Annotated in this window: 11 protein-coding genes; 6 read left to right on the top strand and 5 right to left on the bottom strand. The window is 71.0% G+C overall.

Annotated elements, in window-relative coordinates; all coding sequences use genetic code 11:
* Positions 1-40: 40 nt before the first annotated feature.
* Complete coding sequence (locus ABZ873_RS09280) at positions 41-2182, bottom strand: TPM domain-containing protein (protein ID WP_360867908.1); 2142 nt, start codon at positions 2180-2182, stop codon at positions 41-43.
* An 85-nt stretch (positions 2183-2267) separates the two neighbouring features.
* Here ABZ873_RS09280 and ABZ873_RS09275 point away from each other — a divergent pair, with 85 nt between their 5' ends.
* Positions 2268-2507: a hypothetical protein gene (locus tag ABZ873_RS09275; protein ID WP_360867639.1), complete on the top strand. Its 240-nt coding sequence runs from the start codon at positions 2268-2270 to the stop codon at positions 2505-2507.
* Between the two features lie 69 nt (positions 2508-2576).
* Here the strand turns inward: ABZ873_RS09275 and ABZ873_RS09270 are convergent, their stop codons facing one another.
* From ABZ873_RS09270 to ABZ873_RS09255, 4 genes are all read right to left on the bottom strand, one after another.
* The gene (locus ABZ873_RS09270; protein ID WP_360867636.1) at positions 2577-3347 is read right to left on the bottom strand and encodes a succinate dehydrogenase/fumarate reductase iron-sulfur subunit; all 771 of its coding nucleotides are present in this window, start codon (positions 3345-3347) and stop codon (positions 2577-2579) included.
* On the bottom strand, positions 3347-5248 hold the full coding sequence (locus ABZ873_RS09265) for a fumarate reductase/succinate dehydrogenase flavoprotein subunit (RefSeq protein WP_360867634.1): 1902 nt from the start codon (positions 5246-5248) through the stop codon (positions 3347-3349). Before ABZ873_RS09265 ends, ABZ873_RS09270 begins: the two co-directional genes overlap by 1 nt.
* A 1-nt stretch (position 5249) precedes the next feature.
* The gene (locus tag ABZ873_RS09260; protein ID WP_360867631.1) at positions 5250-6074 is read right to left on the bottom strand and encodes a hypothetical protein; all 825 of its coding nucleotides are present in this window, start codon (positions 6072-6074) and stop codon (positions 5250-5252) included.
* Positions 6075-6151: 77 nt separating this feature from the next.
* Positions 6152-6373, bottom strand: a complete 222-nt coding sequence (locus ABZ873_RS09255) for a hypothetical protein (protein WP_360867628.1) — start codon at positions 6371-6373, stop codon at positions 6152-6154.
* A 299-nt stretch (positions 6374-6672) separates the two neighbouring features.
* Here ABZ873_RS09255 and ABZ873_RS09250 point away from each other — a divergent pair, with 299 nt between their 5' ends.
* The 5 genes from ABZ873_RS09250 to ABZ873_RS09230 all read left to right on the top strand — a co-directional run bounded on the left by ABZ873_RS09250 (position 6673) and on the right by ABZ873_RS09230 (position 15402).
* Complete coding sequence (locus ABZ873_RS09250) at positions 6673-8910, top strand: ABC transporter family substrate-binding protein (protein ID WP_360867625.1); 2238 nt, start codon at positions 6673-6675, stop codon at positions 8908-8910.
* A 384-nt stretch (positions 8911-9294) separates the two neighbouring features.
* The gene (gene typA, locus ABZ873_RS09245; RefSeq protein WP_360867623.1) at positions 9295-11199 is read left to right on the top strand and encodes a translational GTPase TypA; all 1905 of its coding nucleotides are present in this window, start codon (positions 9295-9297) and stop codon (positions 11197-11199) included.
* Between the two features lie 473 nt (positions 11200-11672).
* On the top strand, positions 11673-13328 hold the full coding sequence (locus tag ABZ873_RS09240; protein WP_360867620.1) for an ABC transporter substrate-binding protein: 1656 nt from the start codon (positions 11673-11675) through the stop codon (positions 13326-13328).
* A gap of 200 nt (positions 13329-13528) precedes the next feature.
* Positions 13529-14455 (top strand): ABC transporter permease, encoded by a 927-nt coding sequence (locus tag ABZ873_RS09235; RefSeq protein ID WP_360867617.1) that lies wholly within the window; start codon positions 13529-13531, stop codon positions 14453-14455.
* 23 nt (positions 14456-14478) lie between these two features.
* Positions 14479-15402: an ABC transporter permease gene (locus tag ABZ873_RS09230; protein ID WP_360867614.1), complete on the top strand. Its 924-nt coding sequence runs from the start codon at positions 14479-14481 to the stop codon at positions 15400-15402.
* Positions 15403-15446 lie beyond the last annotated feature (44 nt).

Genomic DNA, 15446 nt, shown 5'->3' with positions numbered 1-15446 from the left:
AGGTGAGGGATGGTCGTGCCCGCGGGGCCCGCGGCACCGTTCAGAAGCGGCCGCCACCGCCCATCCGGCCGCGGGTCCCGCCGCCCCCGAAGGAGCCCGGGCCGCCGCTCCCGCCGCCGCCGAAACCGCCCCCGAAGCCGCCGCCGGAGGAGCCGCCGAAGCCCCCGCCGCGGCCGCCGCCCCCGCCGAAGCCGCCGCGCAGGATCTCGCCGAGGATGATCCCGCCCAGCACGGCCCCGCCCTGGCCGCCGCCGCGCCGTCCGGGATACGGGTCCTGGTAGCCCCGTACGTCCCGCTCCGCGAGCTGCTGGGCCTGCCGGGCCAGCGCGTCCGCCCGCTGCGCCTCCGCCAGCGCGCCCGCCGGGTCCGGGGCCGCCAGGGCGCCCGCCCGCTCCAGGTGCCGGCCCGCCTCCGCGAGCCGGGTGCGGGCCTCGCTGCCCACCGCCCCGCGGCTGGTGGTGACGTAGTCCGACGCCGCGCCGATCGCGCTGCGCGCCGACAGCAGCGCCTGGTCCAGCAGGGCCGCCGCCCGCTGCCGGCCCGACTCCCGCTCCCGCGCCCCGGCCAGCGCCTCGTCGAGCGCCGCGTCCGCCTCCTCCACCCGGCGCAGCGCGCCCAGCGGGTCGTACCGGCCGGCCTCCACCTCCCGCCGTACGTCGGCCAGTACCGCCTCCGCCCGGCCGATCCGCCCGCGCAGATCCGCCGTCGAGGTGCCCTCCGGGGTGCCGGACAGCAGCCCGCGCGCGTCCGCGAGGTCGGTGTCCGTCTCGGTCAGCGCGCCCGGCAGCCTCCCCGCCGCCTCCGCCAGCTCCTGGGCCCGCCGCTCGATGGCGTCCATCAGCGTCGCCGCCTGGTCCACCGCGCCCTCCACGGCCCGTACGTGCACGGCCGCCGGGCCCCTGTCGCCCGCGTCGAGCGCCGCGTGGGCCAGCCCCAGGCCGGTCGCCGCGAACACCAGCCGGTCCTCGGCCTGCCGGGCGTTCGCGGCCACGGGCGCGGAGGCGGAGTCGGCGTACCGCCCGGCCAGCGCAGTCAGCGTGGCCGCGGCCGTCGTGGTGCGCCCGGTCAGCTCCAGATAGCGCCGCTCCACCTCGGCCAGGGCCTGCGGGGCGTTCTTCTCCAGGTCCCGCAGCCGGTCGAAGTCCGCCGCCTCGGCGTCGAGCCGGCGGTTCGCCTCCGTGCAGCGGGCGACGATCTCGTCCAGCATCCGGCGGCGCGTGGCGTCGTCCTCCGGATAGGCGTCGTCGAGCTGCTGGCGCAGCCGGAAGGCATGCGTCAGCTCGTCCTTGGCGTACGCCACGGCCGCCGTGAACGGGGCCGCGGCCTCCTCGCCGAACTGCGCCGAGGCGAAGCCCAGTTCCTCGGTGCTGGTGCGCACGGCGTCGTCCGTCTCCACCAGCAGTGCCTTCGCCCGGTGGTCCAGCTCCGGCAGCGGCACCCGGTCCGGCGCCCCCTCCGGCCAGCCCGGCCCGGTCGTCGCACCGCGGCCGCCCGCCGCCGTGTCCTTGCGCCGGCGGCGGGTGTACGCGTACGCCCCGAGCGCCCCGGCGGCGCCGACCGCGATCACCGGGAGCACGAAGTCCCCGGCGCCGCTCCCGCCGTCCCCGCCGCCCGGATCGGCCGGGCCGGGGGTGATGGTGGGCGCCGGTACGGGCTGCCCGCCCAGCACGGCGTCGTAGCCGTTCGCCGCGCCGATGGCCGCGCCCGCCCAGTCGTTCTGCCGCAGGGCCGGCTCGACGGCGGTACGCGCCACCTCGGCCAGCTGCCGCTCGGTGAGTCCGGAGTCCACATCGGCCGAATAGGCGTACTGCCGGGCCCCCGTCGCCACCGCCAGCAGCACGTCGTCCTGGCCCAGGCCGTTGCGCTGGGCGGTGGCATCGGCCCAGCCCTGCGGGGAGCGGCCCGAGAAGTCCCGTACGTACGCCACGAAGAGCTGGATCCGCCGGTCGGCGTACAGGCGGTCGAGCGCGGCAGTGACGGCGGGCCTGCGGTCCCCGAGCGCGCCGACCAGGTCGGTGATCTGCCCCTGCTCCGACAGGGCCACCGGATCCTCGGCCCGCGCGGCCGGCGCCCAGGCCACCACCGGCCCGGCGAGGGCCAGCAGCCCCACGGCCAGCGCGACCCCGGCCCGCCCGGCCCACCCGACGGCGGCGCGCCCCTGCGTCCTGCTCCTCGGCGGCATCACAGGGGGAGGCTATGGTCGCCCCCGCCCTCCCGCATCCGGAGTCATCGCGGTGACCGGCCGGGCCCCGGCTCGTTGGCAGCCCATGAAGAAGATCATCTCCGCCGTCGCGCTCACCGTGGCCGCCGTCGCCCTCGCCGCCCCCGCCCACGCCGACAACGACAGCAACTTCGGCACCGGGGTGAACGCCGCCAACAACGGGAACTTCACCGCGGCCGCCGTCTGCCTCCAGGAGGTCGCCGTGGTCCCCGTACTCGGCGACTACGTCTCCGACCAGGCGAACAACTGCTCGAACGGCAACGTCATCGACCACTCCGGCCGCTGACCGGCCGGGCCCCGCGCGTGCGGACGCCGCGCGCGGGGCCCCTCGTACCGGCGGCCACGGCCCCGGGCCTCAGCCCCGGCGGCGCCGGATGCGGGTGCCCAGCCAGACCAGGGGGTCGTACGTGCGGTCCACCGCCCGCTCCTTCAACGGGATCAGGGCGTTGTCGGTGATCCGGATGCCCTCCGGGCAGACCTCCGTACAGCACTTCGTGATGTTGCAGTAGCCGAGCCCGTGTTCCTCCTGCGCCGTCCGCTTGCGGTCCAGCCCCGCCTCCCGCGCCGCGTCCAGCGGATGCATGTCCAGCTCCGCCACCCGCATCAGGAAGCGCGGACCGGCGAAGGCGGCCTTGTTCTCCTCGTGGTCACGCACCACATGGCAGGTGTCCTGGCACAGGAAGCACTCGATGCACTTGCGGAACTCCTGCGAGCGCTCCACATCGACCTGCCGCATCCGGTACTCACCCGGCGCCACCCCCTCCGGCGGCACGAAAGCGGGCACCTCCCGCGCCTTCCGGTAGTTGAAGGACACGTCCGTGACCAGGTCCCGCACCACCGGGAAGGCCCGCAGCGGGGTGATCGTCACCGTCTCCTCCCGCTCGAAGGTGGACATCCGCGTCATGCACATCAGCCGCGGCCGGCCGTTCACCTCCGCACTGCACGAGCCGCACTTGCCCGCCTTGCAGTTCCACCGCACCGCCAGATCCGGCGCCTGGGTGGCCTGCAGCCGGTGCACGATGTCCAGCACCACCTCCCCCTCCTGCACCTCGACGGTGAAGTCCCGCAGCTCCCCGCCCTCCGCGTCGCCCCGCCAGATCCGGAAGCCCGCCTCGTACGCACCCATCAGTGGAGCTCCTCCTCGGCGAGGTACTTGACCAGCTCTTCCTTCTCGAACAGCGCGAGCAGGTCCGGGCGGATCGGCTCGGTGCGCGTACGGACCAGGGCGATCCGGTCGGCCTCCGGATCCGCCGGGACCGGGTCCACCGGCCGGCACAGCAGGTTCACCGGGCGCCACTCCCGCTCCATCGCCGGGCAGTCCTCCCGCGTATGGCCGCCCCGGCTCTCCGTCCGCTCCAGCGCCGCCCGCGCCACGCACTCGCTGACCAGCAGCATGTTGCGCAGGTCCAGGGCCAGGTGCCAGCCCGGGTTGAACTGCCGGTGCCCCTCCACCCCCGCCCGCGCCGCCCGCACCCGCAGCCCCGCGAGCCGTTTCAGCGCCTCGGCCATCTCGCCCTCCCGGCGGATGATCCCGACCAGGTCGTTCATGGTCGACTGGAGCTCCTGGTGCAGGGTGTACGGGTTCTCCGCGCCCTCGGCGGCGTGGAAGGGAGCCAGCGCCTCCGCGGCCGCCGCGTCGATCTCCGCCTGCGAGACCGCCGGGAGCCGGCCGCCGAGCCCCGCCGCGTAACCGGCGGCGTGCAGCCCGGCCCGCCGCCCGAACACCAGCAGGTCGGACAGGGAGTTGCCGCCGAGCCGGTTCGAGCCGTGCATGCCGCCCGCGACCTCGCCCGCCGCGAACAGCCCCGGCACCCCGGCGGTGGCCGCGGTCTCGGAGTCCACCGCGATGCCGCCCATCACGTAGTGGCAGGTCGGGCCGACCTCCATCGGCTCGGCCGTGATGTCCACGTCCGCCAGCTCCTTGAACTGGTGGTACATCGACGGCAGCCGCCGCCGGATCGTCTCGGCCGGCATGCGCGTGGACACGTCGAGGAAGACCCCGCCGTGCGGGGAGCCGCGGCCCGCCTTCACCTCGGAGTTGATGGCGCGGGCCACCTCGTCGCGGGGCAGCAGCTCGGGCGGGCGGCGGTTGTGGTCGGGGTCCTCGTACCAGCGGTCGCCCTCCGCCTCCGTCTCCGCGTACTTCTCCTTGAAGACGTCCGGCACGTAGTCGAACATGAACCGCCGACCCTCGGAGTTCCGCAGCACCCCGCCGTCGCCGCGCACCGACTCGGTGACGAGGATCCCCTTCACGGACGGCGGCCAGACCATCCCCGTCGGGTGGAACTGCACGAACTCCATGTTCAGCAGGGGCGCCCCCGCGAGCAGGGCCAGCGCGTGGCCGTCGCCGGTGTACTCCCAGGAGTTGGAGGTGGTCTTGAAGGACTTGCCGATCCCGCCGGTGGCCAGCACCACCGCCGGGGCCTCCAGCACGAAGAACCGGCCGGACTCGCGCTCGTAGCAGAAGGTGCCCGCGACCCGGTCCCGCTCCTTGAGCACCCGGGTGACCGTGCACTCCTGGAAGATCCTGAGCCGGGCCTCGTGGTCCCCGTACTCCCGGAAGTCCTCCTGCTGGAGGGCGACGATCTTCTGCTGGAGGGTGCGGATCAGCTCCAGCCCGGTGCGGTCGCCCACGTGCGCGAGCCGAGGGTACTCGTGGCCGCCGAAGTTGCGCTGGGAGATCCGCCCGTCGGGGGTCCGGTCGAAGAGCGCGCCCCAGGTCTCCAGCTCCCACACCCGGTCGGGGGCCTCCTTGGCGTGGAGCTCCGCCATCCGCCACTGGTTGAGGAACTTGCCGCCGCGCATGGTGTCGCGGAAGTGCACCTGCCAGTTGTCGCCCGCGTTGACATTGCCCATGGAGGCGGCGATCCCGCCCTCGGCCATCACCGTATGGGCCTTGCCGAACAGGGACTTGCAGATCACGGCGGTCCGCGCCCCCCGCTCCCGCGCCTCGACCGCGGCCCGCAGCCCCGCCCCGCCGGCCCCGACCACGACGACGTCCCACTGCTGCCGTTCCACTTGGGTCATGTCAGAAGATCCTCGGGTCGGTGAAGGCGCCGCTCGCGAGCAGGTAGACGTAGAAGTCGCACAGGGCCACGCTGATCAGGGAGGCCCAGGCCAGCTGCATGTGGCGGGAGTTGAGGCGGCTGACCCAGACCCAGAGGCGGTAGCGGACCGGGTGCCGGGAGAAGTGCCGCAGGCGGCCGCCCATGATGTGGCGGCAGGAGTGGCAGGACACCGTGTACGCCCAGATCAGCGCGATGTTGACCAGGAACAGCAGGGTGCCGAGGCCCATGTGGCCCCAGGCGTAGTCGGCGTCGCGGAAGGTCAGGACGGTGTCGTAGGTGAGGATGCCCGCCACCGGCACGGCCGCGTAGAAGAAGTAGCGGTGCGCGTTCTGCAGGATCAGCGGGAAGCGGGTCTCGCCGGTGTAGCGGGAGTGGGGCTCGGCGACCGCGCAGGCCGGGGGCGAGGCCCAGAAGCCCCGGTAGTACGCCTTGCGGTAGTAGTAGCAGGTCAGCCGGAAGCCGAGCGGGAAGACGAGGATCAGCAGGGCGGGGGACAGGCCCCACCAGCTGCCGAACAGGTCCCAGTTGGGGCCGCCGCGCATCTCCTGGCAGTTCTCCGCGAGGCACGGGGAGTAGAAGGGCGAGACGTACGGGGCGGCGTAGTAGTCGGCGTTCGCGAAGGCGCGCCAGGTCGAGTAGGCGATGAAGGCGAGCAGCCCGGCCGCGGTGCCGGCGGGGGCGAGCCACCACCGGTCCGTCCGCAGGTGCCGGGCCGCGATCGCGGCGCGCGAGGCGCCGTGGACGCCGCCGGGCCGCTGCTGGGGTCGTTCCGTTCCTGTGGCCAAAGGGGACTCCGGGAGGAGTGAGGGGAGGGAGGGGCGAGGGAGGAGTGAGCGGGGACGGGCCGGGGGCCTCAGGGGTCTCAGGGGGCGCGGCGGTCGCGGCCGCCCAGGCCCTCGTCGTCGGAGTCCGTCCACAGGGAGCTGTCGTACGGGGTGTCCGGGACGCTCACCATCCCCGACGGGTCCGGCGCCGGCGGCGCCCCGGCCGGGCGCCCGGCGGCCCGCCGCTCCAGCCGCTCGACCGTGCGCGTCAGCTCGTCCAGGGAGCGCCGAACGGCTGTCAGATCGTCGTGCAGAGACATGATTTGCCCTCATTTCCGCCAGGGTGCGGTGGCAACGCTCATGTGCGCCTGCGAGTGTCGTGCTTCCCGTCCCCGGTTGTGAAGGGGCGTGCAGCGATTGCGGGCGCGCAGGCGTGAACCGTGCGCCCCTCCCCGGGCGATTGGTCCGCACGGGTGGGGTTCGCGGCGTGGCGGGATGCGGCTGCGGGGGGCGCGGAGCGGCGTGGATTTCAGTGGGTTCCGGCAACCGGTGTGATCAGCTCCATATACCGCCGAACGTGATCACGCCTCCTTCCAGCCCCGCCCCGGAGGTACCACCCATGTCCCAGAGAAGGCGCAGGTCCTTGGCGCTCCTGACCTCGGGAGTCCTCGCACTGCCGCTGCTCGCGGGCTGCGGCGCGGGTGACGACGAGGGCGGCCCGGCCGCAGCAGGGCAGGACATCGCCACCACCGCCCGGGAGAAGGTCGCGGACGGCGGTGTGCTGCGCTGGGCGGTGGACAGCCTTCCGGACACCCTCAACGCCTTCCAGGCCGACGCCGACGCCACCACCGCCCGGATCGCGGGGGCGGTCCTGCCGCACCTGTTCGTCCTGGACGCCAAGGGGCGGCCCGCGGCCAACCCCGACTACCTGGAGAAGGCCGAGGTCGTCGAGCGGGAGCCCAAGCAGGTCGTCCTGTACAAGCTGAACCAGCAGGCGGTGTGGAGCGACGGCCGGGAGATCGGCGCCCCCGACTTCGTGGCGCAGTGGCGGGCCCTGAGCGGCAAGGACACCGCGTACTGGACCGCGCGCAACGCGGGCTACGACCGGATCGAGAAGATCGAGAAGGGCAAGACCGACCTGGAGGTCCGGGTCACCTTCGCCAAGCCGTACGCCGACTGGCGCTCGCTCTTCTCGCCCCTGTATCCGAAGCAGGTCACGGGCACCCCGGACGCCTTCAACGAGGGCGCCCGGGGCGCGCTCAAGGTCACCGCCGGGCCCTTCGCGCTCGGGGCGATCGACAAGAAGACCGGCACCGCCGCCCTGACCCGCAATCCGCGCTGGTGGGGCCGCCCTGCGAAGCTGGACTCCCTGGTGCTGACGGCGGTGCCCCGGGCCGACCGCCCGGCGGCGCTGGCCGCGGGCAGGCTCGACCTGGCGGAGATCGACCGGGCGGGCGCCGAGCGGATCGCGCTGGCCCGCCGCGACGCCTCCGGCAAGAACGGCCCGGGGGCGGGCGGGGCCCCCGCGCACGGTCCGGGCGCGGCGCTGACCCCGGCGCAGGCCACGCTGTCGTGGGCGATCGCCTTCGGCGCGGACGAGGGCAAGGCCGCGGCGGAGCAGGAGACCCGTACGAAGCACGTGGCCTCCGTGCAGCGGTACGCCGAGGAGCAGACGGCCCTGCGCAGCTTCTCGGTCCGCAAGTCCCTGGAGCCGGCCTACACGCAGCTGGCGATGAACGGCTCCGCCGGCCCGCTGGCGGACGAGCGCGTGCGCCGGGCGGTGGCCCGCGCCCTGGACCGCCAGGCCCTGGCGGAGCTGGTGCTGAAGCCGCTCGGCCTGCCCGCGAAGCCGGTCGGCAGCCATGTGGCCCTGGCCGGGCAGCAGGCGTACGCGGACAACAGCGGCGCCCTCGGCGGCCAGGACACGGTGGCGGCCCAGGCCCTGCTGACGGACGCGGGCTGGCGCCGGGGCGGCCGGATCACCGAGCCGGCGGGTGCCAAGGCCGGACCGGAGAGCGCGCCGCAGGACGACGGGAAGACCCCCTCGGGTCCGGGCACGGGCAACGACGGGCTGTACATCGTGGGCCAGGACGACGGGATCAACGGCGAGCGGGAGGCCGCAGCAGCCGCCCCGGACGCGGAGTCCGCCGCCGCCGCAGCCGCCGAGACGGGCTCGGAGGCGGGCACCGAAGCCTCCGGCGATGACAAGAGCGTGGCCCGCGAGGGCGACGGCGCCGACCCCGCGAAGGCGACGCAGCCCCCGGCCAAGCAGGCCACCCGTACCTCGGGCAACATGCTCGCCAAGGACGGCAAGCCCCTCACCCTGCGCTTCGTCCTCCCGGCCGGTCCCGGCTCGGAGTCCCTGCGCGCGGTGGGCGAGCGGATCGCGCAGATGCTGCGCAAGGTCGGGGTGGCCACCGAGACGACCAAGGTGGCCGACGACAGCTTCTTCAAGGACCACATCGCCTCGGGCCAGTACGACCTGGCGCTGTACTCCTGGCCCACCACGGCCTTCCCCGCCACCGACGCCCGGCCGATCTTCGCCAAGCCGGAGCCGGCCGCGGACGGCTCGCTGCTCGTCGAGCAGAACTACACCCGCGTCGGCACCGACCACATCGACCAGCTGTTCGACCAGGCGGTCGGCGAGCTGGACGAGCAGCAGTCCCGCGAGCTGATGCGCAAGGCCGATGCCCGGATCTGGGCCGCGGCCGGTTCCATCCCGCTCTATCAGCGCCCCGAGCTGGTGGCCGTCAAGCCGGGGCTGGTGAACGCGGGCGCCTTCGGCCTCGGCGCTCCCCGCTATCAGGACATCGGCTGGAAGAAGGCCGCGTCCGCCAAGGACAGGGCGAAGAAGTAGCGCCGTGCGCCAGGAGCGGGAACCAGGAGCGGGAACCAGGAGAAGGAAGCAGCGGGAAAGATGTGGTGACAAAGCGGTGCCTGTCAGGTTGACCCGCGGGTCACAAGCTCAGATGTGACTCAAGTCCCTTGCCCGCCGGACCTCCGGCGGGCAAGGTCGTGCATGCCCGTTGACCCGCATGTTTTCCGGTCGGCAGGGCGGTCCGGGCACCCCACCTCACGCTCGGCCGCGCTCCTGCGTCCGGCCCCTTGACAGACCCCCCGGCAGGCACTTCCCGCCACGCGACGTACCATGGGGTAAGGCCGTGGCAGGTTTTCCGCCCGGCAGAGGCTCGCGTGCCAGGCCGTACGCGACGCCATCCACGATCCCGGGAGAAGCGCCGAAGTGCCCACGCGCCACGACATCCGTAACGTCGCCATCGTCGCCCACGTCGACCATGGCAAGACGACCATCGTCGATGCCATGCTCAAGCAGGCCGGTGCCTTCGCCGCCCACCAGCAGCTCGACGACCGCATGATGGACTCGAACGACCTGGAGCGTGAGAAGGGCATCACGATCCTCGCCAAGAACACGGCGGTGAAGTATCACCCCAAGGACGGCGGGGCCCCGATCACGATCAACATCATCGACACCCCCGGCCACGCCGACTTCGGTGGCGAGGTCGAGCGCGGTCTGTCGATGGTCGACGCCGTCGTCCTGCTGGTGGACGCCTCCGAGGGTCCGCTGCCCCAGACCCGCTTCGTGCTCCGCAAGGCGCTCCAGCAGCGGAAGCCCGTCATCCTCTGCATCAACAAGACGGACCGCCCGGACTCCCGGATCGACGAGGTCGTCAACGAGACGTACGACCTCTTCCTCGACCTGGACGCCGACGAGGACCAGATCGAGTTCCCGATCGTCTACGCCTGCGGCCGTGACGGCATCGCCTCGCTGACCAAGCCGGAGGACGGCACCGTCCCCGCCGACAGCGAGAACCTGGAGCCGTTCTTCTCCACCATCCTGGAGCACGTCCCGGCCCCGGTGTACGACGAGGAGGCCCCGCTCCAGGCCCACGTCACCAACCTGGACGCCGACAACTTCCTCGGCCGCATCGCGCTGCTCCGCGTCGAGCAGGGCGAGCTGCGCAAGGGCCAGACCGTGGCCTGGATCAAGCGCGACGGCTCGATCTCCAGCGTCCGCATCACCGAGCTGATGATGACCGAGGCGCTCACCCGCAAGCCGGCCGAGGTCGCCGGCCCCGGTGACATCTGCGCGGTGGCCGGTATCCCCGAGATCATGATCGGCGAGACCCTGGCCGACCCGGAGAACCCGATCGCCCTGCCGCTCATCACGGTGGACGAGCCGGCCATCTCCATGGTCATCGGCACCAACACCTCCCCGATGGTCGGCCGCGGCGGCTCCGGCAAGGGCGCCGACGCCAAGGCCGCGGTCAAGGACCGCAAGGTCACGGCCCGCCAGGTCAAGGACCGCCTCGACCGCGAGCTGATCGGTAACGTCTCGCTGCGCGTCCTCGACACCGAGCGCCCGGACGCCTGGGAGGTCCAGGGCCGCGGTGAGCTCGCGCTGGCGATCCTCGTCGAGCAGATGCGCCGTGAGGGCTTCGAGCTGACCATCGGCAAGCCGCAGGTCGTCACCCGCGAGGTCGACGGCAAGGTGCACGAGCCGGTCGAGCGCATGACGATCGACGTGCCCGAGGAGCACATGGGCGCCGTCACGCAGCTCATGGGCGTCCGCAAGGGCCGCATGGACAACATGTCGAACCACGGCTCCGGCTGGGTCCGCATGGAGTTCGTCGTCCCGTCCCGCGGCCTCATCGGCTTCCGTACGGAGTTCCTGACGCAGACCCGCGGCACCGGCATCGGCCACTCGATCCACGAGGGCCACGAGCCGTGGTTCGGCCAGCTGGTCACCCGCAACAACGGCTCCCTGGTCGCCGACCGCGCCGGTGCGGTCACCGCCTTCGCGATGACCAACCTCCAGGAGCGCGGCGTCCTGTTCACCGACCCCGGCACCGAGGTGTACGAGGGCATGATCGTCGGCGAGAACTCCCGCGCCGACGACATGGACGTGAACATCACCAAGGAGAAGAAGCTCACCAACATGCGCTCCTCCTCCGCCGACAGCTTCGAGGCGATCGTCCCGCCGCGGAAGCTCTCGCTGGAGCAGTCCCTGGAGTTCTGCCGCGACGACGAGTGCGTCGAGGTGACCCCGGAGGCCGTCCGCATCCGCAAGGTCGTGCTGGACCAGAAGGAGCGTTCGCGCACCGCGTCGCGCGCCAAGTCCGCCAAGTAGTAAGCCAGTTCGGTCGGCCGGTCCCGGGTTTGCCCGGGCCGGCGGCGCGGTAGCCATAGGAGGCCGCGCGACCGTGGGAACACAGCAGCCCCTCCCCGTCATGGAGTCCGTGACGGGAGGGGCTGTTCGCTTCTGTCAAGCGGATTTTTGCGTTCAGGTGTCCGCATACCGACCGTGACACTCCGGAAGATGAGCTAACCGTCCGTTTCGCACGTGTCTGTCTCCTATCCGTTTGTCCGGATTTCGGGTTTCTGACGCGGATCGATGTTGTGAAAACGAGACCACTTAAGTGTGGTTTACGGCCTGGCAGTCCCTGAGGATGGCTCCATTGAGCTCGGGTCAATGGGTCACGCGATGTGGGGATCGCGCCGACTCGCGAGCACACTACGGGCAGGAACTCACTCGCCGTCAGGGGTGTCGGCGAGGCTTTCGTGCCCCTCAAGTCGATCAGTGGACTCATGAGGAGGAAACCCATGCGCGGTGCCAAGAGCGCCAAGTGGGTCGTGGGCGCGGTTGTCGTCGCCCTGGCCGCGACCGCCTGTGGCGGCGGTAGCGGTGACAGCAAGGACAAGGGCAACACTGCCGGCGGCGGCACGTTCCGCCTCGGCAGCACCGAGCCGGACACCATCGACCCGGGGCGTGCCCACGAGTCCACGGGCGTGCTGCTCGCCAACGCCCTGTTCACCGGTCTGTACGGGAACACGCCCGACGGTCTGGCCGAGCCGCTGCTCGCCGAGTCGGCGTCCTCGGACGAGGGTTGCACCTCCTGGACCTTCAAGATCAAGCCGGACACCAAGTTCTCCAACGGCGAGGTCGTCGACTCCGAGGCGTTCGCCCGTGGCTGGGCCCGTGCCGCGCACAAGGCCGCCGCGTCGGACGTCGCGTACCACTTCGCCGGCATCAAGGGTTACGAGCAGCTGCAGGACGGCTCGGCCAAGACCTTCTCCGGTGTCACCACCCCGGACCCGCACACCATCAAGGTGGACCTCGCCAAGGCGGACTGCGAGTTCGTCCTGAAGACGGCGCACAACGCCTACAGCCCCGTCCCGAAGGTCGCCAAGGTCGGCGAAGAGGACAAGGCGTTCGGCGAGGCCCCCGTCGGTAACGGTCCGTTCAAGATGGACGGCACCTGGGAGCACAACAAGGCGATCAACCTCGTCCGCAACGACGAGTACTCGCTGGAGAAGGCGAAGCTGGACAAGGTCCAGGTCACCCTCCTCAACGACAAGACCGCGCAGCAGCTCGAGTACGACGGCTTCCAGGCCGGCACCTTCGACTACGCGCACATCCCGACGCCGATGCTCAAGACGGCCGAGGCGAAGTACAAGCCGCAGAACAAGTGGTTCGCCAAGGACACCAACGGCATGAACTTCGTTCTGCCGATCGGTGACAACGGCCCGACGAACAACAAGGACGCCCGTCTGGCGATCTCCTACGCGATCGACCGTCAGGCCATCGCCAAGGGTGTCTTCCAGGGCTTCCAGACCCCGTCGGCCACCATCGTCCCGCCGTCGTTCCCGAAGGCGTACCAGAAGGACCTGTGCGTCTCCTGCATCAAGCAGGACCCCGCCAAGGCCAAGGAGTACGCCGAGAAGGGCGGCCTGAAGCCGGGTACCGAGATCAAGTTCAGCTTCAACACCGGTGCGGGCCACGAAGAGTGGGTCCAGGCCATCGCGAAGCAGCTCGAGGACGTTCTCGGCGTCAAGGTCAAGCTGGACGGCAAGGACTTCCCGGGCATGCTCAAGGAGCAGCAGGGCGGCGGCGCCACCGGCATCTACCGCTTCGCGTGGGGCGCGGACTACCCGACCCCGGAGAACTTCCTGTTCCCGCTGCTGCACTCGGCCTCGATGAACAAGGACGCCGAGGGCAACGTGACCGGTGACAACCGCGTCCGTTACAACAACCCCGAGTTCGACAAGCTGATCGACACGGCTCGTGCCACCAAGGACGAGGCCGCGCGCCTGGCCATGTACAAGCAGGCCGAGAAGATGGCCATGGAGGACATGGCCCTCATCCCGACCTTCAACCGCTCCCAGTTCCGCCTGATGGCGACCGACAAGTTCAACGGTCTGGACGACATCAACTTCAACGAGGACCCGATCCTCGAGAAGATCTCGCTCAAGAAGTAATCGGTTCGGACGGTATATCCGTCAGGAGCGACCGCGCCGCGGCCCCCGGGTGACCGGAGGGCCGCGGCCCCGCTCGGCAGGCCGTTTTTACTTCGGCACCCCTCACATCCGCGGGCAATCCCCGCCGGCCGAGAGCCGGCCCCTTTTCGTCGGGCCGGAGGCCGCTGCTCCCAGAAGCGGCCAGGTAGAGAGGCACAAACATGGGAAGGTACGTCGCCCGTCGCCTCGGGCAGATGGTCATAGTCCTCATCGGCGCGACCATGGTTCTGTTCGCTTGTCTGTTCGTTCTCCCCGGTGATCCCGTGGGTTCGATCGCGGGCAGCGACAAGGCTCGTGACCCAGCTGTGGTCGCGGAGCTCAAGGCGCGGTACGGGCTCGACAAGTCGTTGCCCGAGCAGTATGTGAACTACGTGTCGAAGGTGGCGACCGGAGACCTCGGCGAGGACTTCGTCCAGCGCCGCGAGGTGTCCGAGATCCTCGGCCCGAAGCTGCAGAACACGGCGAAGCTGGCCGTTCTGGCCATCGTCCTCGTCACGGTGTTCGGTATGGGGGTCGGCATCATCGCCGCCCTGTACAGATACAGCATCCTGGACATGGCCACGACATTCTTTACGACCATGGCGGTCGGCTTCCCGACCTTCGTGATCGGCATGCTGCTCATGAAGTGGTTCGCGGTCGAACTCCAGTGGTTCCCGCAACTCGGCGGCGACAAGCTCGAAGGAATGATCCTTCCCGCGGTCACCCTCGCCATCACGGACATCGCCTTCGTCGCCCGCCTCACGCGCGGCACGATGCTCGAAGTCCTGCGCGCCGACTACGTGAAGACCGCGGTGGCCAAGGGACTCCCGCGCCGTCGCGTGCTGTTCAAGCACGTCCTGCGCAACTCGTCGATTCCCGTGGTCACTTACCTGGGCATCTCGTTCGGTGCGCTCCTCGGTGGTGCGCTCATCACTGAAGCGATCTTCAACTGGGACGGTGTCGGTCTGGCACTGGTTCAGGCGATCCAGCAGCAGAACAACCCGATCGTGATCGGGGTCGTGACCTACAGCGTCGCGATCTTCGTCGTCCTCAGCCTCATCGTGGACCTGCTGTACGCGGCCCTCGACCCGCGTATCCGCCTCAGCTGACCGCCCCCAAGGAGGATTTCCTCATGTCTGAGCTCGTCAAGAGCCCGGCGATCGGGGACGAGAGCCCCGTGCCGGCCGCCCCGGCCGCCCCCGAAGCAACCCCCAAGCAGCTCACCCAGTTCGGTGAGATCCGCCACCGCTTCGTCCAGAACAAGCTGGCCGTCGTCGGTCTCGTGATCATCACCCTGCTGTTCCTCACCGCGCTCTTCGGCAACATGCTGACGCCGTTCGACCCCGGTGCGCAGGACCTGGAGAACACCCTCGCGTCGCCCAACGGCACGCACTGGATGGGCACCGACGCCCTGGGCCGCGACATGTTCTCGCGCCTCATCGCCGGTACCCGCGTGGCCATGTTCGTCGGCCTCGCCTCGATCTTCTTCGCCGTGCTCATCGGTGTGGCCCTCGGTGCCATCGCCGGTTACTTCGCCGGCTTCGCCGACACCCTCGTCATGCGCATCGCGGACGTCTTCCTCGCGTTCCCGCTGATGATCGGTGCCGTCGTCATCATCCTGGTCACCGGCCGCGGTATCACGCCGGTCATCATCTCGCTCGCGGTGTTCTCGTGGGCGACCGTGTCCCGGCTGCTGCGCAGCTCGATCCTGTCGGTGCGCGAGATGGACTACGTCCACGCGGCCAAGGCGCTCGGCGCCGGCGGCTGGCGGATCGTCCGCACGCACATCCTGCCCAACTCGCTGACCGCCGTGCTGGTCTACGCGACCTTCAACGTCGGCACCACGATCATCGGTGTCGCGGCGCTCTCCTTCCTCGGCGCCGGTGTCCCGGTCGACGTCCCGGAGTGGGGCAACATGCTGGCGGCCGGGCAGGCGTTCATCGGCGTCCACGACTACCTCTGGGTCTACCCCAGCCTGTTCGTCGTCGTCACCGTGCTGGGCTTCGCCTTCGTCGGTGACGGTCTGCGCGACGCGCTCGACCCGAAGCTGCGGTAGGGCCGCCCGATGCTCCGAGACAACATCAGCAAGCAGGACGAAGG

The organism is Streptomyces sp. NPDC047014, from assembly GCF_040644195.1.
Lineage (GTDB): Bacteria > Actinomycetota > Actinomycetes > Streptomycetales > Streptomycetaceae > Streptomyces.
The sequence above is the reverse complement of the archived record's forward strand: the minus strand, read 5'-3'. Positions and strand labels throughout refer to the sequence as shown.

Excerpts from the sequence above, each read along its gene's own strand:
- ABZ873_RS09280 (WP_360867908.1), bottom strand. The coding sequence starts at position 2,182 with ATGCCGCCGAGGAGCAGGACGCAGGGGCGCGCCGCCGTCGGGTGGGCC.
- ABZ873_RS09275 (WP_360867639.1), top strand. The coding sequence starts at position 2,268 with ATGAAGAAGATCATCTCCGCCGTCGCGCTCACCGTGGCCGCCGTCGCC.
- ABZ873_RS09270 (WP_360867636.1), bottom strand. The coding sequence starts at position 3,347 with ATGGGTGCGTACGAGGCGGGCTTCCGGATCTGGCGGGGCGACGCGGAG.
- ABZ873_RS09265 (WP_360867634.1), bottom strand. The coding sequence starts at position 5,248 with ATGACCCAAGTGGAACGGCAGCAGTGGGACGTCGTCGTGGTCGGGGCC.
- ABZ873_RS09255 (WP_360867628.1), bottom strand. The coding sequence starts at position 6,373 with ATGTCTCTGCACGACGATCTGACAGCCGTTCGGCGCTCCCTGGACGAG.
- ABZ873_RS09250 (WP_360867625.1), top strand. The coding sequence starts at position 6,673 with ATGTCCCAGAGAAGGCGCAGGTCCTTGGCGCTCCTGACCTCGGGAGTC.
- ABZ873_RS09240 (WP_360867620.1), top strand. The coding sequence starts at position 11,673 with ATGCGCGGTGCCAAGAGCGCCAAGTGGGTCGTGGGCGCGGTTGTCGTC.
- ABZ873_RS09235 (WP_360867617.1), top strand. The coding sequence starts at position 13,529 with ATGGGAAGGTACGTCGCCCGTCGCCTCGGGCAGATGGTCATAGTCCTC.
- ABZ873_RS09230 (WP_360867614.1), top strand. The coding sequence starts at position 14,479 with ATGTCTGAGCTCGTCAAGAGCCCGGCGATCGGGGACGAGAGCCCCGTG.